The following is a 25,054-nucleotide window of genomic DNA, read 5'->3' as shown; positions in this document are numbered from 1 at the left end:
TTTGTTTAATAATCTGCATTCTGTTTCACGTTGGGGTTAAGCACAAGGATGCGTTCCGGCACGGGCATCAGCACATGCCCTTCGGGCTGGCGCAGGCCAGAAAGCCAGGGCGTTGCTTTCCCGAAGCGGCGCATGTCGCTCCAGCGCATCCGTTCGCCTACAAATTCACGTCTCCTTTCCATTTCAATTTCATTCAGAAAGGCCGGAGCATCCGCGTAATCGCTGTTGTTCTTCAGGCTGGCGCCGCGTTTGGCGCGCAGTTCATTAAAGCGGGTAACGTCCACCGTGCCGGCGCGGGCTTTCGCTTCCGCCGCTACCAGGTACGCTTCGCTGTACCGGCAGATGGGATAGGCCGGGGTGGCTTCCATCGGGAACTTGGTGAGGAAATACACTTCGATGGTAATGGAAGTGCCTGTTTTCTTCAGGTAATACGCCTTGCGTGTATCGGTGTCTTCGTAGGTTTTCACCATCGTGCTGTCTATCCAGGTATTGCCGCTGCCTGCTATGGAGGTGCCGTCCGGGTTTTTCCCGCCCGGGCCGTAGATACTGGGAAGGCCGTAGTTGACATTGTTGCCGGTGGAAGTTTCGCCGATAGCGTATATCATTTCCTTCGATGCGGTGTTGTATTTGAAGATGTCGCCGAACTTATCCGGCTGAAGGGCGAACTTCCCGGAACTGATCACCAGTTCTGCAAGGCGCAGCGCCTCCGCATAGTTGCCTTCGTTGAGATAAAAACGGGCAAGCAGCAGCTGTGCGGCCTGTTTGCTTGCTTTTAAGGTCTGTCCGGCGTGATCGGGCAATAGCTCTGCCGCCTTTTTCAGATCATTCTCTATAAAGGCTTTTACGTCCGCCTCGGTATTGCGCTCCGGCAAAGTCAGCGGGTCTTCGCCGCCTTTCATCAGGGCTACTTTTCCGAACTGTTCGTGCAGGATCGTGTATGCAAAAGCACGCAGCAGGCAGGCTTCGCCCACTGTCGCGTTTAATGCGGTCTCGGAGGCATGTGCTTCGCCGTAATTGATCACCGCGTTGGCGTTGCCGATGCACTGGTAAGGATAACGGTAGGCGAAGGTGAGGGAGTTGTCGTTTACAGGGATGTTGCAGTTTTCATACCCGGCCAGGCTGAGGCCCTGCACGTCGTCGCTCATGTAATCGGAGAGGGCGAAATACCCGTAAAAAGCGTTGTTGGTAAGACCCAGTTTGGCGCCGTTCAGCACCAGCGGCAGGTTCTGGCTGTTCACCTGCGAGGGCGCCACAAGGTTGTCGGGCCTTACGTCCAGCTTGTTGGCGCAGGCTGAAAAGGCGAGTATGGCGGAGAAGGAGAGTAATAGGTTGCGTGTCATGGCTGGCTGGTTTTAAAATGATACGTCTATGCCCAACACCATGGCGCGGGCGTTTGGCAGGTTGCTGGATACGATGCCGCTGTTGTTGGCCGCTTCCGGGTCAAACCCGATGTACTTTGTGATGGTGAACAGGTTCTGCGCGGAGCAATACACTTTGCAGCGGCTGATAGACGCCTTGCTGAGCAGGCGCTGCGGCAGGTCGTACGATACCATCAGGTTGCGCAGGCGCAGGTAGCTGGCGTTGTAGACGAACTGTGTGGAAGGGCGGTAGTTCCAGTCTGTGGTTTTACCGGCTCCATGCTGGCCCAACACCGCGCGCGGCACGTCGGTAATGTCGCCGGGCTTGCGCCAGCGGCTGTTCACGATGTCGAACTTGTTGGGCATCACCCCGAAGAAGTCCATGTCGTAGTTGCGCAGGGACTGTTCGTAATAATCGTAGATGCTGGTGCCTACCACGTAGTTGAACAACGCTTCCACCGTTACACCTTTGTAACCCGCGGTGAGCGTGGTGCCGCCGGTGAACTTCGGCAGTGCGATGGGCACGTAGATCATGTCTTTGATATTGATCAGCCCGTCTTTATTCCGGTCTTCGTACACCATATCGCCCGTCTGCGGATCTACGCCGAGGGAGTTATACACCTGTACGCTGCCTACGGACTGGCCTATTTTCACATTGCTTTGCGGGCCGCCGAAGATGAACGTACCATAGTTGATCACGGAATCCGCCAGGGAGAGTACTTTGTTCCGGTTGAGGTTCATGTTCGTTTCCACGCGCCACATCACTTTTGAAGTGGGTGCGCTGCTCAGGCTCAGCTCCAGGTCCATGCCGTAGTTGCGGATGCTGCCTACGTTGTAGGGGATGCTTTGCGCGCCGAATTCCCAGGGGATAAAGCGGCTGCTCAGCAGGCCGTCCGTTGTTTTGTTGTAATAATCCACGGTGACGTTCAGGCGCTGCTGGAAGAGGCCGAGGTCGATACCCGCATCTACCTGTTTGGTCTGTTCCCAGCGTACGGATGGGTTGCCGATCAGGTCGCGGATCTTCAGGGCGGCCTCGCCGAGATAGGTGGTGCCGGTCATCAGGTCTTCCGTCGCGAAATTGGCCAGCGGGCGGATGTTGCCGCTGATGCCGTAGCTGGCGCGCAGTTTCAGGAAACTGATGGCCTTCTGGCGCAGCATGAAATTTTCTTTGGCTATATCCCAGCCGGCAGATACTGCGGGGAACCAGCTGTAACGGTTATCCGGGTTCAGTTTGCTGGAGCCGTCCGTACGAAGGCTGGCGCCCAGCAGGTATTTCTGGTTCCAGTCCAGGTTCACGCGGCCAAACCATGCTTCACTGGTTTCCAGCGAAGAGCCGTTGAGCGAACTGATGGAAGCCACGCTGCCATATGCCGCGGCCGCGCTGCCACCGGTGATGCCCGCTACGGCGGGGAAACCGTTCAGCTCATATCCCGAGCTGTTCTGCTCCACGCTGTAAAAGGTATAACCCGCCACAGCGTTCACGCCCAGCTGTTTGAAACGGTTGGTATAAGTAAGGTAGTTGTCGAAATTATAATTGAAGTTGTCGATGCCGTTCACCTTCAGGTAACCCTTGTTGAACTTGCCCAGGTATCCCAGCGGGGACTGGTAATCGTTGCTGCTGACGTTGTATTTGTTGGCGGAGAATACGGAGCGGAATTGCAGGGTGCGGTGCAGCTTTACATCTGCGCTGAGATTACCGAACCAGGTTTGTGTTCTCCGTTTGTTTTTATTTTCCAGCATTTCCCCTAAGGGGTGATTCTGTTGGCCGATATAATAATCCAGCTGGCCGTTGGGCAGTCGGATAGGCTCTTCCGGCGTGTCCGGCCTGGCGTTGAAGGCGCTTACAAGCGGGTAGGCATTGTTTTTATTGACGCCCTGGGACAGGTTAATGTTGCCGTTCAGCTTCAGCCAGCTGCCCACCTGCTGGGTGATGTCGATCTTGCCGGTGTAGCGTTCGAACTGGCCGGTACCGATGGAGGCTACTTCGGAATAACGGCCGATGGACATGTAATAACTGTTCTTTTCGCCGCCGCCGGTCATGCTGGCCTGTATGTTGTTCACGGGCGCCTGTTTGTTCTTTACCCGGTCTATCCAGTCGGTGCTGCGGTCCGCCATCTTCAGTGCGTTCACCTGGCTGGTGAGGCGGGTACGTTCGGACTGTAGCTGCGAGATCTGGGTGGGCGTAAGCGCAGGGTCCGTCAGTTGTTTTTCGATATCCCCCAGCCGGTTGTTGCGCGCGTCTTTAAAGGCGGCTTCATATTCCGGTGTGGAGAGCATCCGGCGGGTGGAGGGTACGTTGTTGAAGCCGGTATAGGCATTGACGGAAAATGTTGGTTTGGCGCCCTGCCGTCCTTTTTTGGTGGTGATGATGATCACGCCGGTGCTGCCGCGGGCGCCGTAAATGGCTGCGGAAGCTGCATCTTTCAGTACATCGATCGTTTCGATATCCTGGGGGTTGATGCTGTTCAGCGAGATGCCGCTGCCTTCCATCACGAGGCCGTCTATAACGATTAGCGGGTTGGCGTCCGACGCGCGGGCGCTTTGTACGCCGCGTATCTGGATGTTAGGCGTACCGCCAGGCGTGCCGGAGGTATTGGCTACAAATACACCGGCTATGCGGCCCTGGAGGGCTTTGCCTACATCGCTCACGATATTGTTCTCCGGCGCCAGCTTTTTGGCATTGAGTGAGGAAATGCTGGTGGTGAGAAGGGGGCGCTGCTGGGTGCCGTAACCGACTACTACGGGGGCGTTCAGCAAGAGCGCGGTGGTGGTGAGCATAATGGGCCGCATGACCGCCGTAGCCGGGATGAGCACAGGCTCAAAACCGATGGAGGAAATACGCAGCTGCGCGTTGGCTGGCACACGCAGTTCAAATTCGCCCTTTTCATTGGCGGTGACCCCGCCGCTGCCATTCACCACTTTGATGGTGGCGCCGGGGATAGGGGCCTTGGTAAGCGAATCGCGTACCGTGCCCCTGATTACCTGCTGGGCCATAGCGCCCACGCTCATCATACAGGCTAGAGATAACAGATAGATTTGCTTCATAGCTGTTGTTTTGTTTGATAGGTTGGTTGATTCTGGCTGGTCTGATTGGTTTTTGACTCACGGAAATCGAGTGTCCCCGTACGCCACAATGTAAGCCGGCCGGGGAATACGGCAGGTAAAAACTGTACGTACAGCCTTTCCGCAGGTACGATCCGGCAGTTTGCAGGGACGAAAATAAATCATCTCAAATGCCCTGTTATAGCGTATCTTAGCCCGTATATGAACAATATTGGCAAATACCGGTACTTCATTCACCTCGTCATCTGGATGGCGCTGGTGGGGCTGTATATTTTCCCATTATTGCGGGTGAACTGGAACAGCCCGTTCGGCTTCCGGTATATGGTTGTCAGGTATTTTGTATATGGGTTCATCAACTTCAACCTGTTTTACCTGCTGGTTTTTTACGTGCTGCCGCTGCATGGCACAAAAAAATACCTGCGCGCGGCAGGCGTTACCCTTGGGGTGTTGGTGGCTTTTTGCGGGATTAAATATGGGGTTGCCAGCGTGTGGCCGGATGAAGTATTGCAGGGCACCATTGCAATGATCGGGTTCAAGAAAACGTATATGTCTTTCTGGACCTATTTCCGCATCAGCCTGGGTACCGGCATTGCCGTGACCTTTGCCGCTTACGCTTATTATATCTTCCTGCTGTGGCGCACGGGCGACAAAACCAGCCGCCGCCTGGAACTGGCCGCTGCCGCCGCTCACCGGCAATATACACGGATGCAGTTTTCATCCCAGCTGCTGCTGCGCAAACTCAAAGCACTGGAAGCAGTGCTGGCGGACGAGTACCGCCGGGACGGGGAAGGGGCCGAAGCTGTTCTCCAGCTGTCCGAATTGTTGCGTTATATGCTGTACGACAAAGCGGTGCGGCTGGACAAAGCCCCGCTGGAAAAGGAATTACATTATTTTAATATCTACCTGAAGCTGCACAACCGTCTCTGCCCCGGGCAGCCGGTGAGCCTCCAGATGAACGGGCCGGCCTCAGGCCGTTACGTGACGCCGCTGCAATTGCAGTCCGCCGCTGAACAGCTGCTGGCACACCAGTCCTCAGAAGCGCCCGTTGTGCTCCGCCTGGATATCGGTACGGATACCCTGGCGCTTTCCTCCGCGCCCGCCGTAGGCTGGGGGCACCGCCTCACCGCCTGGCTGCGCCGTTATCAGCATATGGATCATTTCAAAATGCCTGTATATGCCGCTCCGGCCTGAGACGCTCCGCAGATGGAAAGAGCTGGCTATCCTGCTGCCAGCCTGGATGCTGCTGATGTACGGGCTGAATATGCTCAGCCTGAACGGCGCGCTGAATCCCGCCCGCTGGCGTTACCTGCATATTCACCAGGGTGTATTCGGCCTGCTCAACTTTATTTTGTTCTACGCCGCCATCCGCTGGCCCTTCCCGCAGTTCCTCCGCGACCGTAAAGTGCTGCCGCTGCTTGCCTGGCTGGTATTGCTGCTGGCGGGCATTACCCTTCTCAAGTATTTCATTGCCGATAATTTCTTTCGTGAAGATGTGCTGTACATGGGCTACCGGGACAATCACGTGAAACTGTATAAAACCTTCCAGGCATATGCCAGGTCCTCATCCTGGACCAGTGCCTGGGTGCTTTGCGCGGCCCTGGCCTATGTGCTGTTCCGCGCCTGGCTGGAGGCGGATAAACGCCGTCAGCAGCTCAGCCGCCAGCAGCAGGAAGCGGAACTGGGTATCCTGAAAACGCAGCTGAACGTACATTTCCTGATGAACAGCCTCAACAGTATTTATTCCCTGGCGCTGGTGCGCAGCCCGCAGGTGATAGACGCCACGCGCACGCTGTCGCACATCCTGGAGTATATGACAGAGCAGCCGCCCGCCGCCGAATACCGCAGCCAGCTCAGCGACGAAGTGCGGTACCTGGAGGATTTTATCGCCATGCACCGCCTGCGCACGGGTTGTGATGACTGCGTGCTGGTGCATATAGAAGGCGATCCTGCGTTGTACCGCATTGCGCCCATGCTGCTGGTGCCGTTCGTGGAAAACGCTTTTAAACACGGGGTGGCAAACCAGCCGGCAAAACCGGTTACCATCCGCCTGCAATGCAGCCCGCAGCAATTTGTATTCAACGTGCATAATTATAAAACACCCCGCCGCAAAGACAAGTCCGGGGGAATAGGGCTGGATAACGTGCGCAGGCGCCTGGAACTGCTGTATCCCGGGCAATATGAGCTGCGGATCAACAATACGGAACACGCATATGAAAGTACCTTACAAATAAGCTGGTGACATGGCCTTACAATGTATAGTAGTAGATGATGAGCCGCTGGCGGTACAGGTGATCACGGAGTTTATCCGCAAGATGCCGGAACTGTCTCTGGCAGGAACATTCAACAATCCGCTGGAAGCGCTTACATTCCTGCAGCAGCACCCTGAAGTAAAACTGGTGTTCCTGGACATACAGATGCCCGAGCTTACCGGTGTGGAATTTATGCAGCTGCGGCGGAGCGGCACCGATGTTATTATCGTATCCGCTTATGATGAATACGCGATCGAAGGGTTCCGCTACGATGCGGTGGATTACCTGCTCAAACCCGTGCCCTTCGGTAATTTTGTGAAGGCGGTGCAGAAAGTTACCCAGCGCCAGCCGGCCATGGCAGCCCCTGCTGCCCCGCCAGCGGATTATATCTTCATCCGTACAGACAAACGTATTATCCGCGTGAATCTTAACGAAATACTGTACGTGGAGGCATTGCGTAATTACGTAGCCATACAAACAGTCTCCCAGAAAATACTCACCCTGCAAAACCTCCGCAGCTTCGAAGAAGCGCTGCCGCCGCAGCAATTCATCCGCGTGCACAAATCGTTTATCATCGCTATCAGTAAAGTGGACAGTGTGGAGAAACAGCGGATCTTTATGGGCCCTCACCTGGTGCCGGTGGGGGATACTTACATGCGGCAGTTTTATGAAACCATGAAGCTGGGGTAGATGAAATAAAAAAGAGGCCGTCTCATTGCCGGGACGGCCTCTTTTATTATCGTAAACGGGGGACTAAAAAGCAATCTTCACACCCGTCATAAAGTTAAATGTTGCCATCGGCAGGTAACCGTTTGAAGCCTTCTGCACGCCTTCTTCGATATAGGCGTAAGTAAATCCGTTCGGCACATACTTCACATCAAAAATGTTGTTCAGCATCAGTTGCAGGCTCAGTTCCCTGAAGAAGGTCTGCGGCACGGTGTAATTGAACCGGAGGTCGTTCACCAGGTACGCTTTCAGGCTGCGCGCCAGGTCGGAGGTATTGTCCAGGTACTGGCGGCTTACGTATTTGCCCAGCCAGTCAATACTCAGGCCTTTTATGGGCCTGGCGGTAATGGTGTAACCCAATACCAGTTCGGGGGAGAAGGAGATGTCGCGGTCTTTGTAAGAGACTACTTTCTGCCCACCGTTGTCCCAGTCGTCCACGAACTCTGAGAAATCGGGGATGCGGTTACGGCTCAGCGCCGCATTGCCCGCGAGGGTGAGCTGGGGGCACAGGTTGTAATACCCTTCCAGCTCAAGTCCCAGGCGGTAGCTTTCCGGGATATTGGTTCTGGCGTATGCGCCTACATCGTTGATCCTGCCGGTAAGTACCAGCTGGTTTTTGTAGTTCATGTAATAAACGTTTGCCTGAAGCCCCGCGCGCTGTGCGTGCAGCACGTAACCGGCTTCAAGGTTGCGCAGCGTTTCATGTTTGGGCGTTTCGGCGGCCACTACTTCAAAGTCGTCCCGGTTCGGCTCTTTGTTGCCGATCGCGTAAGAAGCGTACACATGTTGCTGGTCGTTCAGCTGGAAAGTGAGGCCGCCTTTGGGGTTGAAGAAATTGTATTTCTCATGCACCATCAGGCCGGGGTTCTTACGGAAGCCGTTCAGCTCGTAATTTACGCGGCGGTACTGGGCGTCCACGAAGACGCGGAGTTTTTGGGTAATGGCAATTTCTCCTTTCCAGTAGATATTAAAATCCTTTTTGTGTGCGGTGAGGTCGTACCAGCGGTAATCTTTATCAAAGCCGCCGTTTTCCGCCCAGATCACTTTGCCGTAATGTTTGCCGTCATAACGGTTCCATCCGCCACCGCCGCTCCAGTTGAAGCGGTTGAATTCCTGGCGGAAGGAAAAGATGCCGCCGTAAAAATGATTATCCAGCCACAGCTGGCGGATAAGATCGGTGGTGGTAATGGGCGTGCCGTTTACGATGGGCGCCTGCACGCCGTAGTCGGTATAATTTTCACCGTTGAGATAGTTCTCGTAATAACCGCGGCCACGGGTATAATGCAGCGCGATGTTGAAGTTCAGGTCCGGGCGTAAAGCCTGGTTGAAGAACAACTGGTAATGGTCCTGCTGGTAATTGTCCGTTTCGTTGTCGTAGAACTGGCCGGGTTTTGATTCGATGGCACCGCTGGGATTGTAGGTGCGGTCGGTATCCAGGTGGTTCTGGTCGATGCCGTTCCAGGCCTGGTAGGTTTTTTCCTTACCGGAGAAAACATTCAGGCGTACCGCGGTCTTTTTGGAGATATAAGCGGCGGAAGTGTAGAAAGATTTCAGGTCGGAAGAAGCCCTGTCCACATACCCGTTCGAAGATATCTTAGACAGCCTGGCATCGAAGGTGAAATGATTGTTGATAAGCCCGGAACCTGCTTTTACCGTGGTTTTCCAGGTATCGAAGGAGCCGTATCCGGCGTTCACTTCGCCGTATGCTTTTTCGTTGTATTCGTTGGTGGACAGGTTGAGCGTGGCCCCGAAAGCGCCGGCGCCGTTAGTGGAAGTACCTACGCCGCGTTGCAGCTGGATGCTGTTCACAGAAGAGGCGAAGTCCGGCATGTTCACAAAGAAGGTGCCTTGCGATTCCGCGTCGTTCACGGGGATGCCGTTCACCGTTACGTTGATGCGCGTGATATCGCTGCCGCGTACGCGGAGGCCGGTGTAGCCCACGCCCGCGCCCGCATCGGAACTGGTCACCACGGAGGGCAGCTGGTTCAGCAGCAGGGGGAGGTCCTGGCCGAGGTTCTGTTTGGCGATGTCTTCTTTGCTGAGATCGCTTTTGGTAAAGGGGGCGTTCCTGCCGGCGCGGAGGCTGGCTATTTCAACAGCTTTTACGAAAAGGCCGGTTTCCTGTAAAGAGAAATCCGCGCTGGTGGCGCCGGGTTGTAGTGTGTCGCGTTGGGAGCTGAAGCCTAAAAAGCTGGCCTGCAAAATGGCCGTGGCCTGTGAAGGAATGGTGATGCGGTATTGGCCTTTTGCGTTGGTAAAGGTACTGGGGCCGTTCAGCACGGCTACGGTGGCGCCTTCAAGCGGTTTGCCGGTATTCCGGTCCGTTACGGTGCCTGAAACCCTGGTTTGAGCCTGCGCAAAGCCGGTAAGGCTCAGGAGCGCAAGCAGGATCATTGTTTTCATTTTCATCCTGTTTATACACATGTTTATGTTCATGGCCGGTCACAGCGCATGCCGGGCATCCGCTGTCAACTATCGAAAAATAACAGGTAAGGAAACGTCGCTTACCTTTCCTAACCAGCATTACCTGGTCCAGGTTCAACGGGTTTGATCTCAGCCTGATAGTAAGGCACCCCGAGGTGAAAAGGGATCAGAAAGAATGAGTTACGATCCGGTTTCTGCTGCAAAGTTAGACACACTAAAGGAATTTGCCGGATTTATTTTTCCGTTCAGGTTTTTTTCTTAATTTCAGAATGTTAGCCGACATACAACCTGTGCCAAATCCCCTGCATCTGTATTTTTTATTTATTGTTAACCTTTAACCATCATTATCAGATGATCAAGCTTTCGTTAATCGGGCATCTGGGACAAGATGCCATCCTGAACACCGTCAACGACAAAAAAGTGCTCAACTTTAGTGTAGCGCACAACGAGCGTTTTAAAAATGCCGCGGGTGAAGTGCAGGAACGCACCATCTGGGCAAACTGCGCATTATGGGCGCCCAATGCCGTTGGCCCCTATTTGCTGCAAGGCACCTATGTGTACGTGGAGGGTACGCCTTACATCGAAATGTACACGGACAAAAAGGGCCAGCCCGCCGTCTCTCTCAAGCTCCGCGTGACGAACGTGCAGCTGCTGGCCAGCAGCCAGCGCTCCGCCGATAAGGCCGGGGATGGAAAAGAAACGACGGAGCCGGATCAGCCGATCGATGATCTGCCGTTTTAGCAAAAAGGGGAGGAGGTGTTTTGCATCTCCTTCTGCTTTTAAAAAAATGTTAAAACAGGCGGAACCAGGCTTTTGACCGGTTTCCGGCAAAAAGGTGGAAATATACCGGCAGGAAACGGCTTTGAAATAGCGCCACTGTGTGCGGTAAGAAAACAGGCTTTCCTGGAAACATGGCAGCACGGTTTCGTCCGATTGCATAAGGTGAAATATGCCGCCGGGAATCGCGCGGAAACAGATGTATTGTATTTGATAAAACAGCAGATATCCGGCGAATTATTACAACAAATCAGCATTCACTTTATAGCAGTTTGTTTTTACTTCCGCTTTGACCGCTTTCGGGGAGTTAAAAATTTAATTGGCTATAACCCGCCGTGGTGCCTGATTTTCAACGCATCGTCAAAATCTTTTTTCTTCACGGAGCGAAAAATATTTGGTGGCGAAGAAAATTCTCTTACCTTTGCACCCACATTGCGAGGTAGAGCAGAGGTAGCTCGTCGGGCTCATAACCCGAAGGTCAGAGGTTCGAATCCTCTCCTCGCTACAAAAAAGGTAAAGGTCCCGCTCAAGGAGCGGGATTTTTTATTTACGGGAAACCGGTATACAAGGGCCTGTTTTTATACACAGGCCGGGTTGAAGTTCAAAGGCAGGTACGGAACGTTGGTTCCGCATAAAACGGACCTGAAACCAGGGCGGCTTTTATGGCAGATAAGCCCCCGGAAGCAAGCCTGAACGGCTTTTCTAATTTGTAGTACCTTTGCACCCGAATGCCCCGTACCGGGTAAACTAAATGATCTCATATGCACCGTGCAGGATTTGTAAACATCTTCGGTAAACCAAACGCCGGAAAAAGTACTTTGCTCAACGCTTTGCTGGGCGAGAAACTGGCTATTGTGTCCCCGAAGGTACAAACCACCCGCCACCGCATTACCGGCATCGTCACCGAACCCGGCTACCAGGTTGTGTTTTCGGACACGCCAGGGATCATAGACCCGAAGTACAAGATGCATGAGAAAATGATGGCCGCCGTGAAATCCGCCCTCGAAGACGCGGACGTGGCGCTGCTGCTCATGGATGCAAAAGACGATACCGAAGATTGCCTCGCCCTCTTCGATTCGCTGAAACTCAAAGCCACCTGCATTCTCGTGGTGAATAAAATGGACAACCTCGAAAAGGCAGCCCTGGATACACTGCGGGAACGCCTGGAGAAATGGGGCAAAGCCAAAGCCGTGGTATTCATCTCTGCCCTGCAAAAGAAAGGGCTCGGGGACCTGAAAAACGCCATCCTGCAGCTGCTGCCCGAAAGCGAGGCCTTTTACCCTGAAGATACCCTCACGGACCGCTCCACCCGCTTTTTTGTGGCCGAGATGATCCGCGAAAAGATCTTCCACCTGTTCGACGAAGAGATCCCTTATCATACAGCCGTGCTGGTTACCCAGTTCCAGGAAAAGGCCACCCTCACCAAGATCTCCGCGGAGATCATCGTGACCCGCGAAACGCAGAAAGGCATCATTCTCGGGGAAAAAGGAAAAAGCATCCGCGAGATCGGTTCGCTGGCAAGGGTGGACATCGAAAAGTTCCTGGACCGCAAAGTGTTCCTGGAGCTGCATGTAAAAGTGCGTGACAAATGGCGCGATAACGATACGTACCTGCGCGAGTACGGACTTATTTAAACAAGACATTTTTAAAACAAGATTGATATGCCTGGTTTTACAGTAGCAATTGTGGGACGCCCTAACGTTGGGAAATCTACGCTGTTCAACCGCTTGCTGGAGCAGCGGAAGGCCATTGTGGACGATGTGAGCGGCGTTACCCGCGACCGGCAGTATGGTTTGGCCGACTGGAACGGCAAGACCTTTAACGTGATCGATACCGGCGGATTTGTATCCCGGAGCGAAGATGTGTTTGAACGCGAGATCCGCAAACAGGTGAAGATCGCCATGGAAGAAGCCAACGTGCTCATCTTTATGGTGGACGTAACCACCGGTATCACGGACCTGGACGCGGATGTGGCAGACCTGCTGCGCCGTTCCGCCAAACCCGTGTTCCTGGCGGTGAACAAAGTGGACAACCATGAGCGCCAGCTGGAAGCCGCCGAGTTTTACAGCATGGGCTTCGAGAATATATTTTTCCTGTCGTCCATGAGCGGTAGCGGCACCGGCGAACTACTGGACGCTGTAGCCGAACTGATCCCCGAAGACGATCAGGCTATTGCCGGCGCAGATGACGGCATTCCCAAGATTGCGATCATCGGCCAGCCGAACGTAGGCAAATCCAGCCTGCTGAACGCGCTGATAGGCGAGGAGCGGAACATCGTTTCGGACATTGCAGGCACCACCCGCGATACGATCCATACCCGCTACAGGCTCTTCCAGAAAGATTTTATACTGATAGATACCGCCGGTATCCGCCGGAAAGCCAAGGTGCACGAAGACCTGGAGTTTTACTCCGTGATCCGCGCCATAAAAGCCCTGGACGAAGCTGATGTATGCCTCCTGCTCCTGGATGCCGAAAAAGGTATCGCCGCGCAAGATCTCAGCATCTTCAGCCTGGCGGCCCGTAAAGGCAAAGGCCTGGTGGTAATGGTGAATAAGTGGGACCTGGTAGAAAAGGAAACCAATACCGCCCGGGACTACGAAAAAGTACTGAAACAGCGCCTGGCGCCGTTTACAGACGTGCCCATCATCTTTGCCTCCGTAACCGAGAAACAAAGGATCTTTAAAGCGATAGAAACCGCCCTGGAGGTATACGAAAACCGCCAGCGCAAAGTGCAGACTTCCAAGCTGAACGATGTGATGCTGAAGGCGATAGAAGCGTTCCACCCGCCGGTGGTGAGGGGGACGGCTATCAAGATCAAATATGTGACGCAATTGCCCACGCAAACGCCGTCTTTTGCATTCTTCGCCAACCTGCCGGATGACATAAAAACGCCTTACAGGAATTACCTGGAGAACAAAATCCGCGAAAACTTTAATTTCCAGGGTGTTCCGGTGCGTATTTTCTTCCGGAAGAAGTAAAATTCCTGTTATTAAATAAAAATATATTTTGTATTAAAGGAATTTTGAATAACTTTGCGCCGATTTAAAAACAAAATCAACATGAAAAAATTATTCGTATTAGCTATCGCTACAGGTATGTTCGTTGCTTGCAACAACTCCTCTTCTTCTACCACTGACTCTACTACAACCGCTGATTCTGCTGCTCTGCAGTCTGCACCTGCTGCTGACTCTGCAGTAATCGTTGCTGACTCTACAGTTGTTGCTGCTGACTCTACAGTAGCTCCCGCTGCTGACAGCGCTCACAAACACTAATCAGGGTTTGCGACAAGAATATGGTCCCTCCGGCAATGCCGGGGGGATTTTTTATTGCCCCAACCCCGGGATGAGCTTCCTGCCTCCTGAGCCCATATGCCCCGCTGCCGCGGCTTCGCGCGAATTTATTGCCCCGGCTCCCTGTGAATTTTATTGTCTGCCCCGGCAGGCAATTTTGGATGTGGCCCCACGTTTATCAGGACTGACACAGCCTTTGGCACAGCAATTGTTTTAAGGGCCCAGCAAACCGAGACCGTCTAAAGATGAAAAAGTTCCTGATTACCTTGCTGCTTCTTGCCGCAGCACATATTTATACGTTCCCCCAAACCCCCGGGGACGACTATATTTTCCGCTTTCCCGGCACTGATCTCCAGGGCCTTGCAAAGCTCCCCGCCCCCGCGCGCGACAGCATCATGGATGCCTTCTCCCGCTTCGACCCCGCCCAGATCTCATTTGAAGGCACACAGATCTCCGAAGAGAACCGCACCGAGCTCAAAAGCGTGATACTGGAGATGATGGAAGCCGTAAAGACCGTCATCCGCGACCCCTCATCTGCTCCTGCGATGGAACGGAAAATGAGCGGCCTCCGGAAAAAGATGGACGACGTACAGGCAGACATCCAGCTGGATGAGGCGCTCACGGACCTGAAAGCGGATTATGAAAAGAGCCGCAGCCGCCGTACCAAAGAATTTGAAGACAGAACCTACCCCTCCGATAAAGATAAACGCGTGGCCCGCAGGGAGTTGGAACAGGAACTCCGGGATCTGAAACGGGATTACGAGGAAGACCGCGCCCGCATCCGTAAACGCTGATCCATCCCCCGTTGGTGTCATATTTAGGATTATGGGAATATGTATATTTGGACTACCGAATATACCTATAACCGTATACCTATGTTCTCGTCCAAATTGACCCTCTACGTCATCCTGGTGTGGCTTACCAGTTTAAGCCTGCCACCGCTGATCATTCTCGCCATTTTCCAGCTGAACGAACAGTCCGTTTACGCATCCTGGAGCTTTAGTTTCGTATACATCCTTGCCTTGCTGGGATCGGTGCTGTACGGCCTGCCCGGCCTGTTGTTTTTTGCATGGCTGGCATACCGCGCTTTCCGGAAGGAGGGCAGCATGAAAACCAAAAGGTTCGCCATGGTGAAAGCCGTGGGGCTGAGCGTGGCGCTCACTTTTCTTTTGTTGCCGCTGATAGACCCCGCCAATATTTTTGATGAAGGTTTTGGCTGGGGCAGGGCGTTTATCGTGCTGGTGTATCTCACCACGGCGATCGCCGCCGCATGGTGTTTCCCGCTGGAAGACCGGCCCGAAATAAAAAACCTCCCGCAATAGCGGGAGGCTCTCCAATGTTTATTTTGAACTTCTTTATTTGATCTTCGCCATTTCTTCCACCGCGCGGTCTATCACTTTATCGCCGTGATTGATCACGATGTAATAGCCTTCGCTTCTCCAGAGCTGCCTTGCCAGCAAGGCTTTCAGCCGCAGGGAGATTTCGCTGACGTCGTTCTGGCCCATCTTTTCCGTTTTCACCTTTTGTTCGTTGGCGAAGTTGCGGAAGGCGGTGAGCAGTGAATTGTCCACGGTGAACCTTGTATTAAAATCCTCCGCGTTTTTGTATTGTTTGAACGTAGCCGCGTTCGCGGTATAGTATTCATAGATGAAGTTCCCGAAAATATTGCGGGTATACAGTTCCGTTAGTAACTGGGAATAACGGGTGGTGTCGAAAGGAATAAACACATCCGGCATGATGCCGCCGCCGCCGTACACTACTTTGCCGCCGGGCGTTTTGTATTTCACGGTGCTGTCCACGGGGCGGATGCTGTCCAGGTTCAGGAACTCGCCGTGGTTGTACCGGTTGGAGATATCTTCTTCGTATGCCTCGCGCCCGTTCTGGTAGCTTTTCTGGATACTCCGGCCGCTGGGCAGGTAATACCGTGCGATGGTAAGCCTGAGCGTACCGCCATTATTCAGATCGAAAGGTTCCTGTACGAGGCCTTTGCCAAAGCTGCGGCGCCCGATGATCTCGCCACGGTCCCAGTCCTGCACGGAGCCTGCCAGCACTTCGCTGGCCGAGGCGGAGCCTTCGTCTACCAGGATGGCCAGCCCGCCTTTTTCGAATACGCCGGGGCGGCTGCACGTATAATCCTGGCGGGGAGAGTTTTTACCCTGTGTATATACAATGAGTTTCTGACCGTCCAGCAGCTCGTCCGCCAGGCGGGTGGCTGCATCCAGGAGGCCGCCGCCGTTTTGCCGAAGGTCGATGATGAGCTTTTGCATACCCAGCTTTTGCAGCTTGCGGGTGGCTTCCATGAACTCCGTATAGGTGGTGGCGGCGAATTTGTTGATCTTGATATAGCCCACACCGGGAGCGGCCATATAACTGGCGTCCACGCTGTTCAGCGGTATCACGCCGCGTTTGATGGTGATGTCCAGCTCCTTGCTGCCGCGCAGCATGGTGGCTTTTACCGTGGAGTTGCGCGGGCCGCGCAGCAGCTTGCGGATGCCGTCGTTGGAGATGCCTTTGCCGGCTACGGCCACGGAGTCGTTCACACGGATGATCTTGTCGCCGGTGAGCACGCCCGCGGCGTCCGACGGGCCGCCGGATATCACGCTGAGGATGTTCACCGTATCGCGGATGATATTAAACTCTACACCGATGCCTTCAAAATTACCGTCCAGGTCTTCGTTCACACCCTGCACATCGGCGGGGGGAATATATACGGAGTGCGGGTCCAGGTGGGAGAGGAGGCCTTCGATGGCTTCTTCCTGCGCCGCGGCAACGTCCAGCGTGTCCACATAATTATATTTCAGCAGGTCCATTACTTCCTGGATGGTGCCTTTGTTGTTCCTGAAAAAATTGCGCGAATCGCTGTTGCGGGTTTGGGGCATCTTATGCCCGAGGTACATGCCCAGCGCCAGAACCAGGGCAAATAACAACGGCAGAAACACTTTTAACTTCCTGTTATCCGACATATGAATATTTAAAACGTTGACGGGAATGACCCTTTTGCTTAACTTGTGAACAAAAATAACATATTCATAAGCAAAACATCTACATCTAAACTTTAATTTCATAAACGATTGGATATGGCTTCGAAAGTAACGCTGGTAGCGGATAGCGGCTCCACCAAAACGGAATGGTGCCTGATGGACGGTAAGCAACGCAGCACTTACCTTACACAGGGTATCAGCCCCTATTTCCAGACCAGCGTGCAGATGGAGGAACTGATCAGGGCGGAGCTGCTGCCGCAGATGGGAGACCAGGCGCCGGACGAGCTCCATTATTACGGTACCGGCTGTGCGGCGGAGCAGAACGTAAAACTGGTGCATAAATCCCTTCACGCCATATGGCCGCATGCAAAAGTATCGGTGAACACAGACCTGATGGGCGCCGCGCGCGCCCTTTGCGGGCGTGAGCCGGGCATTGCCAGCATCCTCGGCACCGGTTCCAACTCCTGTTATTACGACGGCACGGAGATCGTCAAAAACAATCCCGGCCTGGGTTTTATCCTGGGAGACGAAGGCAGCGGGGCGTTCCTCGGCCGGAAAGTGCTGCAATACTATCTCTACCAGACCTTCGACGACGAGATGCGTTTCCGCTTCGACCAGAAATTTAACGTCGGCAAAGACCAGATACTGGACAGCGTATACCGCCAGTCCCTGCCCAACCGTTACCTGGCCTCCTTCACGCCTTTCCTGGCGGAGAACCGCGGTCATTATATGATCGAGAACATCCTGGAAGACGGGCTGAATGAATTCTTTTTTAATCACATCTACAAATACAGCGAAAGCTGGACGGTTCCCCTCCACTTTGCAGGTAGCGTGGCATGGCATTTCAGGGATATCCTGGAAGAGCTTTGCCAGCTCTATGAACTGCAGCTGGGCAGGATTCTCAGGAACCCGATGGACGGTCTCACTGTTTTTCACGAAGAAGCATAATTTCTCCGATATGGCATTTACCAAAGTAACCGAACAAGCAAGTCATTACCGCCACCTCGAACAGATGACGGTGCAGGAAGTCCTGGCGAACATCAACAAGGAAGATAAAACCGTTCCCGACGCCGTAGAAAAGGCAATACCGCAAATCACGAAACTGACGGCAGCCATTGCCGATAAAATGCTGGCGGGTGGCCGCCTCTTTTACATGGGCGCCGGCACCAGCGGCCGCCTCGGCATCCTGGACGCTTCGGAATGCCCGCCCACTTATGGCGTGCCCCAGGGCCTGGTGGTAGGCCTCATTGCCGGTGGCGACTCCGCCATCCGCCGTGCCGTTGAAAACGCGGAAGACGACCGCGAGCAGGGCTGGCGCGACCTCCAACAATGGAACATTACCGACAAGGACGTGGTGGTAGGCATTGCCGCCAGTGGCACCACACCCTACGTGATCGGCGCTTTGCAGGCCTGCAGGGCAAACGGTATTACCACCGGCAGCATCAGCTGCAATCCCGGCGCTCCCATGTCCGAACATGCGGACTTTCCCGTGGAAGTAGTGGTAGGCCCCGAGTTCGTAACAGGCAGCACCCGCATGAAAAGCGGCACCGCCCAGAAGCTCGTGCTCAATATGATCTCTACCACGGTGATGATCCAGCTGGGCAGGGTAGAAGATAACAAAATGGTAAACATGCAGCTGAGCAACGATAAACTGGTGGACAGGGGCGTGAAAATGGTAATGGAGCAGCTCCATCTCACGGATTATGAGGCCGCCCGGGAATTGCTGCTGGAGTTCGGCAGTGTGAAGAAAGCAGTGGAAAGCAAAAAGTAAAAAATTATTAAATTGCCGTCATGCATGAGATAGAACCCTTCTATAACTGGCGGCACCTGTACACAGCCGAAGAAGATGAGCTGTCGCCGTTCTATGGGCGTGAATATAGTGAGTTTGAATTCTCCAACACAGTTTATAACTACTACATTCATCCCCAGTGGGATGACTTTGGGGCTGCGAACCTGTACATGAAGATCCTTTTTGCCGATTACCAGTTCAATTATGCGATCATTGAGCTGATCGGCGAGTGGAACGATGCCGTGGAAAACAACGTCATGACCCTGAAAAGAGACATCGCAGATATCCTTATATCCCAGGGCATTTATAAATTTATCCTCATCGGGGAGAACGTGCTGAACTTCTATTCCTCGGACGATTGTTATTATGAGGAATGGTGGGAAGACATCCGCGACGAAGGCGGCTGGATCGTGCTGCTGAACCTCCCCGTTCAGACCCGGCAGGAGTTTGAACGCTCCCGCCTTGAGAACTACGTAAACCTGCTGGATGAGCCCAAATGGCGAACTTTTCTCCCCCAGCACTTGTTTAATCTCGTAGATAACTGGATGATGCGCCGCCTTGAATAAGGCTTTTTGGTGATAAATATCATTTGGTTTTAATTTTTCATGTTATAAATTTGCCCGACATTTCACTTATCTTATTTATTCATACTAAAGGAAGCTTAGAACGTATCTTATGAAATGGTCGCAATTCTTTAATACCTCTATTGGTAAAAAATTGCTGGTAGGCGCTACCGGTCTGTTCCTGTGCTCATTCGTGATTGTGCACCTGGCCGGTAACTTTTCATTACTGAAAGAGGACGGGGGAGAGGCTTTTAACACGTATGCCGCCTTCATGGGGCACAATGGCCTGATCCAGTTCATCGCCTGGGGGTTAAAAATCGTGATCCTCATCCACGCAGTAATCGCCATCCAGCTTACCATCAGGAACAGGGCCGCCCGTCCTGTTAAATACGCAGTTCGCCCCGGTAACAAAACCTCCTCCTGGTACAGCCGGCAGATGGCCGTCATGGGCAGCGTTCTTTTCATTTTTATCGTTATTCACCTCTCACAGTTCTGGTGGGCTATGCACTACGGCGATATCGGCAAAGTAAGCTACGGCGCCGTTACCGAAGTAGGCAACCTGTACGAAGTGGTTTGGTTCGCATTTAAGGAATCCTGGATCGTAGCATTGTATGTGCTCGGTATGGTGGCGCTTTCGTTCCACCTCATCCACGGTTTTAAAAGCGCCTGCCAGACATTCGGCCTGAACCATCCAAAGTACAACGGACTCATCAGCTTCATCGGCGTATGGTTCTTCGGAATCCTCATCCCGCTGGGTTTTGCTGTAATACCGGTTGTTATTTACATTAAACAAATCTGATAAAGCAAGGATATTATGTTGGACGCAAAAATTCCTGCCGGCCCTCTCGAAACAAAGTGGAGCAAATATAAAAGCACCGTGAAGCTGGTGAACCCGGCCAACAAACGGAAGCTGGAAGTGATCGTGATAGGCACCGGTCTTGCCGGGGCCTCCGCTGCTGCTGCACTCGCTGAACTGGGCTATAAAGTAAAAGCGTTTTGTTTTCAGGATAGCGCCCGCCGCGCGCACTCTATCGCTGCGCAGGGTGGTATCAACGCTGCCAAAAACTACCAGAACGACGGTGACTCCGTGTTCCGTCTTTTCTACGATACCGTAAAAGGTGGCGACTACCGCGCCCGCGAAGGCAACGTTTACCGTCTTGCCGAAGTGAGCGCCGCCATCATTGACCAGTGTGTGGCCCAGGGCGTGCCCTTTGCCCGCGAATACGGCGGCCTGCTCAGCAACCGCTCTTTCGGCGGCACACAGGTACAACGTACATTTTACGCCGCGGGGCAAACCGGCCAGCAATTGCTGCTCGGCGCCTACTCCGCCCTCCAGCGCCAAGTATCCCTTGGCAACGTAAAGATGTACAACCGCCACGAAATGCTCGAAATTGTTAAGGTAGACGGCAAAGCGCGCGGCATCATCGCCCGCGACCTCGTAAGCGGCAAACTGGAAAGACATTTCGGCCATGCCGTGCTCATTTGCAGCGGCGGTTACGGCAACGTGTTTTTCCTCTCCACCAACGCCATGGGATCTAACGTAACAGCTGCCTGGAAAGCCCACAAACAGGGCGCTTACTTCGGCAACCCCTGCTTTACGCAGATCCACCCCACCTGCATCCCCGTTTCCGGCGACCACCAGAGCAAACTCACGCTCATGTCCGAATCGCTCCGCAACGACGGCCGCATCTGGGTACCCAAAAAGAAAGACGATAACCGCAAGGCTACCGATATACCCGAAGAAGAAAGGGATTATTACCTCGAAAGAAGATACCCCGCCTTCGGTAACCTCGTACCCCGCGACGTGGCTTCCCGCGCCGCCAAAGAAAGATGCGACGCCGGTTATGGCGTAGGCGCTTCCAAAATGGCGGTATACCTCGATTATGCTGAAGCGATCGTGCGTTATGGCAAGATCGAAGCGAGCAAAAAGAGCCTGGACCATGCCAGCGAACAGGAGATCATTGCCATGGGGAAAGCCGTGGTAGCCGAGAAATACGGCAACCTGTTCGATATGTACGCCAAGATCACCGGAGAAAACCCATACGAAACCCCGATGCGCATTTACCCTGCGGTGCACTACACCATGGGCGGCCTCTGGGTGGATTATGATCTGATGACCACCGTACCCGGCCTCTACGCCCTCGGCGAAGCGAACTTCTCCGACCATGGCGCTAACCGCCTCGGCGCTTCCGCGCTTATGCAGGGCCTGGCGGACGGTTATTTCGTGATCCCTTACACCATCGGTAATTACCTCGCGGACGAGATCCATACCAAGCCCATCCCGCTGGACCACCCGGCGTTCGTGGAAGCGGAAAAAGCAGTGAAAGGCCAGCTGGACACGCTCATGGGCATCCAGGGCAAACACTCCGTGGATCACTTCCATAAAGCGCTCGGCAAGATCATGTGGGACAAATGCGGTATGGCGCGCAACGCCAAAGGCCTGCAGGAAGCCATCACAGAGATACAGGCGCTGAAAGAGGAATTCTGGAAAGACGTGCGCATCCCCGGCAAACAGGAGGAGTTTAACCCCGAGCTGGAGAAAGCCGGCCGCGTGGCGGACTTCCTGGAACTGGGCGAGCTGATGTGTAAAGACGCACTGCAGCGCAACGAATCCTGCGGCGGCCACTTCCGTGAAGAATCACAAACGGAAGACGGTGAGGCCAAACGTAACGACGATGAGTTCGCATTCGTAGCAGCATGGGAATACAAAGGCCCGAGCAGCTCAGAACTGCACAAAGAACCGCTCACGTTCGATATCGTTCATCCTTCGCAGCGTAGCTACAAATAAAGTTGATAAGGGACATATAAATCTAAAATTATGAAGCTCACATTAAAAGTTTGGCGCCAACAGAACTCGCAGGACAAAGGACGTTTCGAATCCTACCAGGTTTCGGACGTATCCACAGACATGTCTTTCCTGGAGTTGTTTGACGTACTGAATGAGCGGTTGATCAACGAAGGCAAAGACCCGATCGCATTTGACCACGACTGCCGCGAAGGCATCTGTGGCGCCTGCTCCATGTATATAAACGGCCGTGCACACGGCCCCTGGCACGAAACAACCACCTGTCAGCTCCACATGCGCGCCTACAACGACGGCGATACCATCGTGGTGGAACCCTGGCGCGCGGCTGCTTTCCCGGTGATCAAAGACCTCGCGGTGGACCGCAGCGCCTTTGACCGCATCATCCAGGCGGGCGGATATATTTCCGTGAATACCGGTAATGCTGTAGACGCAAACGCTATTCCCATCGACAAAGTAGATGCGGACGCCGCATTTGCCGCCGCTGCCTGCATTGGTTGCGGAGCCTGCGTAGCTGCCTGCAAAAACTCTTCGGCCATGCTGTTCACTTCGGCTAAGATCTCCCAGCTGGCATTGCTGCCGCAGGGCCGTCCCGAACACAAACAACGCGCTGAAGACATGGTGGCGCAGATGGACAAAGAAGGTTTCGGCAGCTGTACAAACACCGGCGCCTGCGAAGCGGAATGCCCCAAAGGTATTTCCATCACAAACATCGCCCGCCTCAACCGCGAGTTTATCACAGCAGGTTTTACTTCTAAATAAGCTGTACTACAAGATTATAAGTAATGAAGCCGGCCGGTTGGCCGGCTTTGTTGTTTTGATGGTTGTATAGAACGATTATTGAATGATATAGAAGACTGCGAGCATATGAATTTCTTCTTTAGGAATTAAATAATATTGCGGTGCTTTGTTTGCTAAAAATATTAGTATATTTGAAATTAAAATTGTTTGCCTAATAGTTTATTTTTGCTAAAAGTACTCTTATGGAAGAATTGATATTTATGGTAGAAGAAAGCCCGGAAGGTGGTTATACAGCCAAAGGATTAGGCGTGTCCATTTATACTCAGGCAGAAACAATAGAGGAATTGAAGACAGCTGTTATCGATGCTGTGCACTGCCATTTTGATGATAACCAAAAAAGAATCATCCGGTTACATATTGTCAGAGAAGAAGTAATAGCTGCATGAGAATACCCCGCGACCTTACTGGACAAGATCTTATAAAGCATTTAAAACCCTATGGCTACTTTGTAACCCGACAAACTGGCAGCCATATCAGACTTTCCACCGAACAAAATGGACAACATCATATCACCGTTCCTAATCATGATCCGTTAAAAATAGGAACGCTGTCAGCAATTCTCGGGGATGTGGCGACTCATCTAAATAAGACCAAAGAAGCGTTAATGCAGGAGCTTTTTGGATAAATGTTTCATTTTTTAGCATGTTAGCGCCTTCCACTTCCTGGAACAATCCTTTCATATAAGCACATTACCTGCTAAAACAAGCCCGGCAAGGAATGTGAACCATCAGGCCCCCGCTTATACAATCACCATTGCATTTTCCCGCCCGCTGTATTATCTTGGGCATATGTCTACAAATTCCCGTCGCAAGTTCATCAAACAACTTGGCAGCACCGCAGCATTGCTGGGAGCAGGTTCTCTCAGCGGCCTGGCAGCAGACCCGGCCATTATCCTTCAACCCGAAAAACGCATCAGCCCGAACGATAAGATCCGCATCGCCGGTATCGGCATGGGCATCATGGGTTTCGGGGATGTGAACACCGCTTTGAAAGTCCCGGGCGTGGAGCTCGTGGCAGTAGCCGATCTGTACGACGGCCACCTCGAAAAAGCAAAATCCGTATATGGCAACCACCTCTTTACCACCCGCGATTACCGCGAGATACTGGAAAGAAAGGATATTGACGCCGTAGTCATCGCCACGCCGGACCATTGGCACGATACGCAGAGCATTGCCGCCATGGAAAAAGGCAAAGCCGTGTATTGCGAAAAACCCATGGTGCAGCAGATATCAGAAGGCCACCAGGTGATCGCCACCCAGCAGCGCACCAAAGCCGTGTTCCAGGTGGGCAGTCAGCGCGTGAGCAGCATTGCCCTCGCGGAGGCCCGTAAACGTTACCTCGCGGGGGACATCGGCCGGCTGAACCTCGTGGAAGCCAAAATAGACCGTCACAGCGCCCTGGGAGCATGGCAATATTCCATCCCCACGGACGCTTCGCCCAAAACCGTGGATTGGGACACCTTCCTGAAAGACACGGCCAAAATGCCCTTCGACCCGGTGCGTTTTTTCCGCTGGAGAAACTACCAGGCCTACGGCACCGGCGTACCCGGCGACCTGTTCGTACACCTCATCACCGGCCTGCACTTTATGATCGGCTCCAAAGGCCCCAGCCGCATTTACAGCACCGGCAACCTCGTACAGTGGAACGATGGCCGCGATGTACCGGATGTAATGGTTGCCATCTTCGAATACCCGGAAACAAAAGAACACCCTTCCTTCCAGATGCAGCTGCGCGTGAACTTCGCGGACGGCGGCGGTGGATCGGAATACACCCGCCTGATAGGCACGGACGGCGTGATGGAGCTGGGCTGGAACGACTTTAAGATCAAACGCCACAAACTCCCGAAAGCCCCTGGATATGGCGGCTGGGATACCTTCAATACCTTTACCAAAGCCCAGCAGGAAGCCTACATCAAAGATTACAACGCCAAATACAGCGAAGCGGACCGCGCCCAGATCAAAACGGAGGAATCCGCCTATAAGTCACCCGCGGGCTACGACGACCGCCTGGACCACTTTACGAACTTCTTTGAAGCCATCCGCAACGGCAAACCCGTGGTGGAAGATGCCACCTTCGGCCTGCGCGCCGCAGGGCCGGCCTTGGCAGCCAATGAGAGCTATTTCCAGAAGAAGCTGATAGACTGGGATCCGGAGAATATGAAGATCCGCTAGATAATTACAGGAATCGGGGCCACTGGCCCCGATTTTTTTAACCCTATATTCCTTAAATT

The 25,054-nt window shown here is 53.4% G+C and carries 22 protein-coding genes, 1 tRNA gene and 1 riboswitch; of the genes, 19 read left to right on the top strand and 4 right to left on the bottom strand.

Features of this window, described 5'->3' with window-relative positions:
- Window positions 1-5 precede the first annotated feature (5 nt).
- Both EG028_RS04400 and EG028_RS04395 read right to left on the bottom strand, forming a co-directional pair.
- Window positions 6-1,340, bottom strand: a complete 1,335-nt coding sequence (locus tag EG028_RS04400) for a RagB/SusD family nutrient uptake outer membrane protein (protein WP_120515420.1) — start codon at window positions 1,338-1,340, stop codon at window positions 6-8.
- Between the two features lie 12 nt (window positions 1,341-1,352).
- On the bottom strand, window positions 1,353-4,403 hold the full coding sequence (locus EG028_RS04395) for a SusC/RagA family TonB-linked outer membrane protein (protein ID WP_120515421.1): 3,051 nt from the start codon (window positions 4,401-4,403) through the stop codon (window positions 1,353-1,355).
- Window positions 4,404-4,622: 219 nt separating this feature from the next.
- On the opposite strand from EG028_RS04395, the gene EG028_RS04390 reads away from it, so the two are divergent.
- Genes EG028_RS04390 through EG028_RS04380 form a run of 3 tightly spaced genes read left to right on the top strand, consistent with a single transcriptional unit; the run spans window position 4,623 to window position 7,360 of the window.
- Entirely contained in the window at window positions 4,623-5,612 is a 990-nt protein-coding gene (locus EG028_RS04390) for a LytS family sensor histidine kinase (RefSeq protein WP_120515422.1), read from the top strand.
- On the top strand, window positions 5,596-6,660 hold the full coding sequence (locus EG028_RS04385) for a sensor histidine kinase (protein WP_120515423.1): 1,065 nt from the start codon (window positions 5,596-5,598) through the stop codon (window positions 6,658-6,660). Before EG028_RS04390 ends, EG028_RS04385 begins: the two co-directional genes overlap by 17 nt.
- A gap of 1 nt (window position 6,661) precedes the next feature.
- Window positions 6,662-7,360 carry a LytR/AlgR family response regulator transcription factor gene (locus EG028_RS04380; RefSeq protein WP_120515424.1) on the top strand — a complete coding sequence of 233 codons (699 nt, stop codon included), beginning with the start codon at window positions 6,662-6,664 and terminating at the stop codon, window positions 7,358-7,360.
- A 63-nt stretch (window positions 7,361-7,423) separates the two neighbouring features.
- On the opposite strand, the gene EG028_RS04375 is transcribed toward EG028_RS04380, so the two are convergent.
- Entirely contained in the window at window positions 7,424-9,799 is a 2,376-nt protein-coding gene (locus EG028_RS04375; protein WP_120515673.1) for a TonB-dependent receptor, read from the bottom strand.
- 90 nt (window positions 9,800-9,889) lie between these two features.
- A riboswitch (TPP riboswitch) is annotated at window positions 9,890-9,983 on the bottom strand.
- A 188-nt stretch (window positions 9,984-10,171) separates the two neighbouring features.
- Between EG028_RS04375 and EG028_RS04370 the strand changes: the two genes are divergently transcribed.
- From EG028_RS04370 to EG028_RS04340, 7 genes are all read left to right on the top strand, one after another.
- Window positions 10,172-10,561: a single-stranded DNA-binding protein gene (locus tag EG028_RS04370; RefSeq protein ID WP_120515425.1), complete on the top strand. Its 390-nt coding sequence runs from the start codon at window positions 10,172-10,174 to the stop codon at window positions 10,559-10,561.
- Between the two features lie 469 nt (window positions 10,562-11,030).
- A tRNA-Met gene (locus EG028_RS04365) sits at window positions 11,031-11,102 on the top strand.
- Window positions 11,103-11,358: 256 nt separating this feature from the next.
- Window positions 11,359-12,231, top strand: coding sequence for a GTPase Era (era, locus tag EG028_RS04360; RefSeq protein ID WP_120515426.1), 873 nt, complete (start codon window positions 11,359-11,361; stop codon window positions 12,229-12,231).
- Between the two features lie 27 nt (window positions 12,232-12,258).
- Window positions 12,259-13,575 carry a ribosome biogenesis GTPase Der gene (gene der, locus EG028_RS04355; protein ID WP_120515427.1) on the top strand — a complete coding sequence of 439 codons (1,317 nt, stop codon included), beginning with the start codon at window positions 12,259-12,261 and terminating at the stop codon, window positions 13,573-13,575.
- An 81-nt stretch (window positions 13,576-13,656) separates the two neighbouring features.
- Entirely contained in the window at window positions 13,657-13,869 is a 213-nt protein-coding gene (locus EG028_RS04350) for a hypothetical protein (protein WP_123864553.1), read from the top strand.
- A 263-nt stretch (window positions 13,870-14,132) separates the two neighbouring features.
- On the top strand, window positions 14,133-14,681 hold the full coding sequence (locus tag EG028_RS04345) for a hypothetical protein (protein WP_120515428.1): 549 nt from the start codon (window positions 14,133-14,135) through the stop codon (window positions 14,679-14,681).
- Window positions 14,682-14,762: 81 nt separating this feature from the next.
- Complete coding sequence (locus EG028_RS04340; RefSeq protein WP_123864552.1) at window positions 14,763-15,209, top strand: hypothetical protein; 447 nt, start codon at window positions 14,763-14,765, stop codon at window positions 15,207-15,209.
- A gap of 33 nt (window positions 15,210-15,242) precedes the next feature.
- Here the strand turns inward: EG028_RS04340 and EG028_RS04335 are convergent, their stop codons facing one another.
- Window positions 15,243-16,850 (bottom strand): S41 family peptidase, encoded by a 1,608-nt coding sequence (locus EG028_RS04335; RefSeq protein WP_120515430.1) that lies wholly within the window; start codon window positions 16,848-16,850, stop codon window positions 15,243-15,245.
- Between the two features lie 114 nt (window positions 16,851-16,964).
- Between EG028_RS04335 and EG028_RS04330 the strand changes: the two genes are divergently transcribed.
- From EG028_RS04330 to EG028_RS04290, 9 genes are all read left to right on the top strand, one after another.
- Window positions 16,965-17,816 (top strand): N-acetylglucosamine kinase, encoded by an 852-nt coding sequence (locus tag EG028_RS04330; protein WP_120515431.1) that lies wholly within the window; start codon window positions 16,965-16,967, stop codon window positions 17,814-17,816.
- A gap of 10 nt (window positions 17,817-17,826) precedes the next feature.
- On the top strand, window positions 17,827-18,639 hold the full coding sequence (gene murQ, locus EG028_RS04325; RefSeq protein ID WP_120515432.1) for an N-acetylmuramic acid 6-phosphate etherase: 813 nt from the start codon (window positions 17,827-17,829) through the stop codon (window positions 18,637-18,639).
- A 20-nt stretch (window positions 18,640-18,659) separates the two neighbouring features.
- Entirely contained in the window at window positions 18,660-19,223 is a 564-nt protein-coding gene (locus tag EG028_RS04320; protein WP_120515433.1) for a hypothetical protein, read from the top strand.
- Window positions 19,224-19,332: 109 nt separating this feature from the next.
- A complete protein-coding gene (locus tag EG028_RS04315; RefSeq protein WP_120515434.1) occupies window positions 19,333-20,019 on the top strand; it encodes a succinate dehydrogenase cytochrome b subunit in 687 nt (228 codons plus the stop codon).
- A 15-nt stretch (window positions 20,020-20,034) separates the two neighbouring features.
- On the top strand, window positions 20,035-22,008 hold the full coding sequence (locus EG028_RS04310) for a fumarate reductase/succinate dehydrogenase flavoprotein subunit (protein ID WP_120515435.1): 1,974 nt from the start codon (window positions 20,035-20,037) through the stop codon (window positions 22,006-22,008).
- Between the two features lie 30 nt (window positions 22,009-22,038).
- Window positions 22,039-22,785 (top strand): succinate dehydrogenase/fumarate reductase iron-sulfur subunit, encoded by a 747-nt coding sequence (locus tag EG028_RS04305; RefSeq protein WP_120515436.1) that lies wholly within the window; start codon window positions 22,039-22,041, stop codon window positions 22,783-22,785.
- Window positions 22,786-23,006: 221 nt separating this feature from the next.
- Window positions 23,007-23,210: a 2-oxoisovalerate dehydrogenase E1 subunit beta gene (locus EG028_RS04300; RefSeq protein ID WP_120515437.1), complete on the top strand. Its 204-nt coding sequence runs from the start codon at window positions 23,007-23,009 to the stop codon at window positions 23,208-23,210.
- Window positions 23,207-23,449: a type II toxin-antitoxin system HicA family toxin gene (locus EG028_RS04295; protein ID WP_120515438.1), complete on the top strand. Its 243-nt coding sequence runs from the start codon at window positions 23,207-23,209 to the stop codon at window positions 23,447-23,449. Before EG028_RS04300 ends, EG028_RS04295 begins: the two co-directional genes overlap by 4 nt.
- A gap of 163 nt (window positions 23,450-23,612) precedes the next feature.
- Complete coding sequence (locus EG028_RS04290) at window positions 23,613-24,995, top strand: Gfo/Idh/MocA family protein (protein ID WP_120515674.1); 1,383 nt, start codon at window positions 23,613-23,615, stop codon at window positions 24,993-24,995.
- Window positions 24,996-25,054: the final 59 nt, after the last annotated feature.

It is taken from the genome of Chitinophaga barathri (assembly GCF_003807585.1).
Lineage (GTDB): Bacteria > Bacteroidota > Bacteroidia > Chitinophagales > Chitinophagaceae > Chitinophaga > Chitinophaga barathri.
This window is presented reverse-complemented; position numbering and strand designations above follow the sequence as displayed.

Excerpts from the sequence above, each read along its gene's own strand:
- EG028_RS04400 (WP_120515420.1), bottom strand. The coding sequence starts at position 1,340 with ATGACACGCAACCTATTACTCTCCTTCTCCGCCATACTCGCCTTTTCA.
- EG028_RS04395 (WP_120515421.1), bottom strand. The coding sequence starts at position 4,403 with ATGAAGCAAATCTATCTGTTATCTCTAGCCTGTATGATGAGCGTGGGC.
- EG028_RS04390 (WP_120515422.1), top strand. The coding sequence starts at position 4,623 with ATGAACAATATTGGCAAATACCGGTACTTCATTCACCTCGTCATCTGG.
- EG028_RS04385 (WP_120515423.1), top strand. The coding sequence starts at position 5,596 with ATGCCGCTCCGGCCTGAGACGCTCCGCAGATGGAAAGAGCTGGCTATC.
- EG028_RS04380 (WP_120515424.1), top strand. The coding sequence starts at position 6,662 with ATGGCCTTACAATGTATAGTAGTAGATGATGAGCCGCTGGCGGTACAG.
- EG028_RS04375 (WP_120515673.1), bottom strand. The coding sequence starts at position 9,799 with ATGAAAACAATGATCCTGCTTGCGCTCCTGAGCCTTACCGGCTTTGCG.
- EG028_RS04370 (WP_120515425.1), top strand. The coding sequence starts at position 10,172 with ATGATCAAGCTTTCGTTAATCGGGCATCTGGGACAAGATGCCATCCTG.
- era (WP_120515426.1), top strand. The coding sequence starts at position 11,359 with ATGCACCGTGCAGGATTTGTAAACATCTTCGGTAAACCAAACGCCGGA.
- der (WP_120515427.1), top strand. The coding sequence starts at position 12,259 with ATGCCTGGTTTTACAGTAGCAATTGTGGGACGCCCTAACGTTGGGAAA.
- EG028_RS04350 (WP_123864553.1), top strand. The coding sequence starts at position 13,657 with ATGAAAAAATTATTCGTATTAGCTATCGCTACAGGTATGTTCGTTGCT.
- EG028_RS04345 (WP_120515428.1), top strand. The coding sequence starts at position 14,133 with ATGAAAAAGTTCCTGATTACCTTGCTGCTTCTTGCCGCAGCACATATT.
- EG028_RS04340 (WP_123864552.1), top strand. The coding sequence starts at position 14,763 with ATGTTCTCGTCCAAATTGACCCTCTACGTCATCCTGGTGTGGCTTACC.
- EG028_RS04335 (WP_120515430.1), bottom strand. The coding sequence starts at position 16,850 with ATGTCGGATAACAGGAAGTTAAAAGTGTTTCTGCCGTTGTTATTTGCC.
- EG028_RS04330 (WP_120515431.1), top strand. The coding sequence starts at position 16,965 with ATGGCTTCGAAAGTAACGCTGGTAGCGGATAGCGGCTCCACCAAAACG.
- murQ (WP_120515432.1), top strand. The coding sequence starts at position 17,827 with ATGGCATTTACCAAAGTAACCGAACAAGCAAGTCATTACCGCCACCTC.
- EG028_RS04320 (WP_120515433.1), top strand. The coding sequence starts at position 18,660 with ATGCATGAGATAGAACCCTTCTATAACTGGCGGCACCTGTACACAGCC.
- EG028_RS04315 (WP_120515434.1), top strand. The coding sequence starts at position 19,333 with ATGAAATGGTCGCAATTCTTTAATACCTCTATTGGTAAAAAATTGCTG.
- EG028_RS04310 (WP_120515435.1), top strand. The coding sequence starts at position 20,035 with ATGTTGGACGCAAAAATTCCTGCCGGCCCTCTCGAAACAAAGTGGAGC.
- EG028_RS04305 (WP_120515436.1), top strand. The coding sequence starts at position 22,039 with ATGAAGCTCACATTAAAAGTTTGGCGCCAACAGAACTCGCAGGACAAA.
- EG028_RS04300 (WP_120515437.1), top strand. The coding sequence starts at position 23,007 with ATGGAAGAATTGATATTTATGGTAGAAGAAAGCCCGGAAGGTGGTTAT.
- EG028_RS04295 (WP_120515438.1), top strand. The coding sequence starts at position 23,207 with ATGAGAATACCCCGCGACCTTACTGGACAAGATCTTATAAAGCATTTA.
- EG028_RS04290 (WP_120515674.1), top strand. The coding sequence starts at position 23,613 with ATGTCTACAAATTCCCGTCGCAAGTTCATCAAACAACTTGGCAGCACC.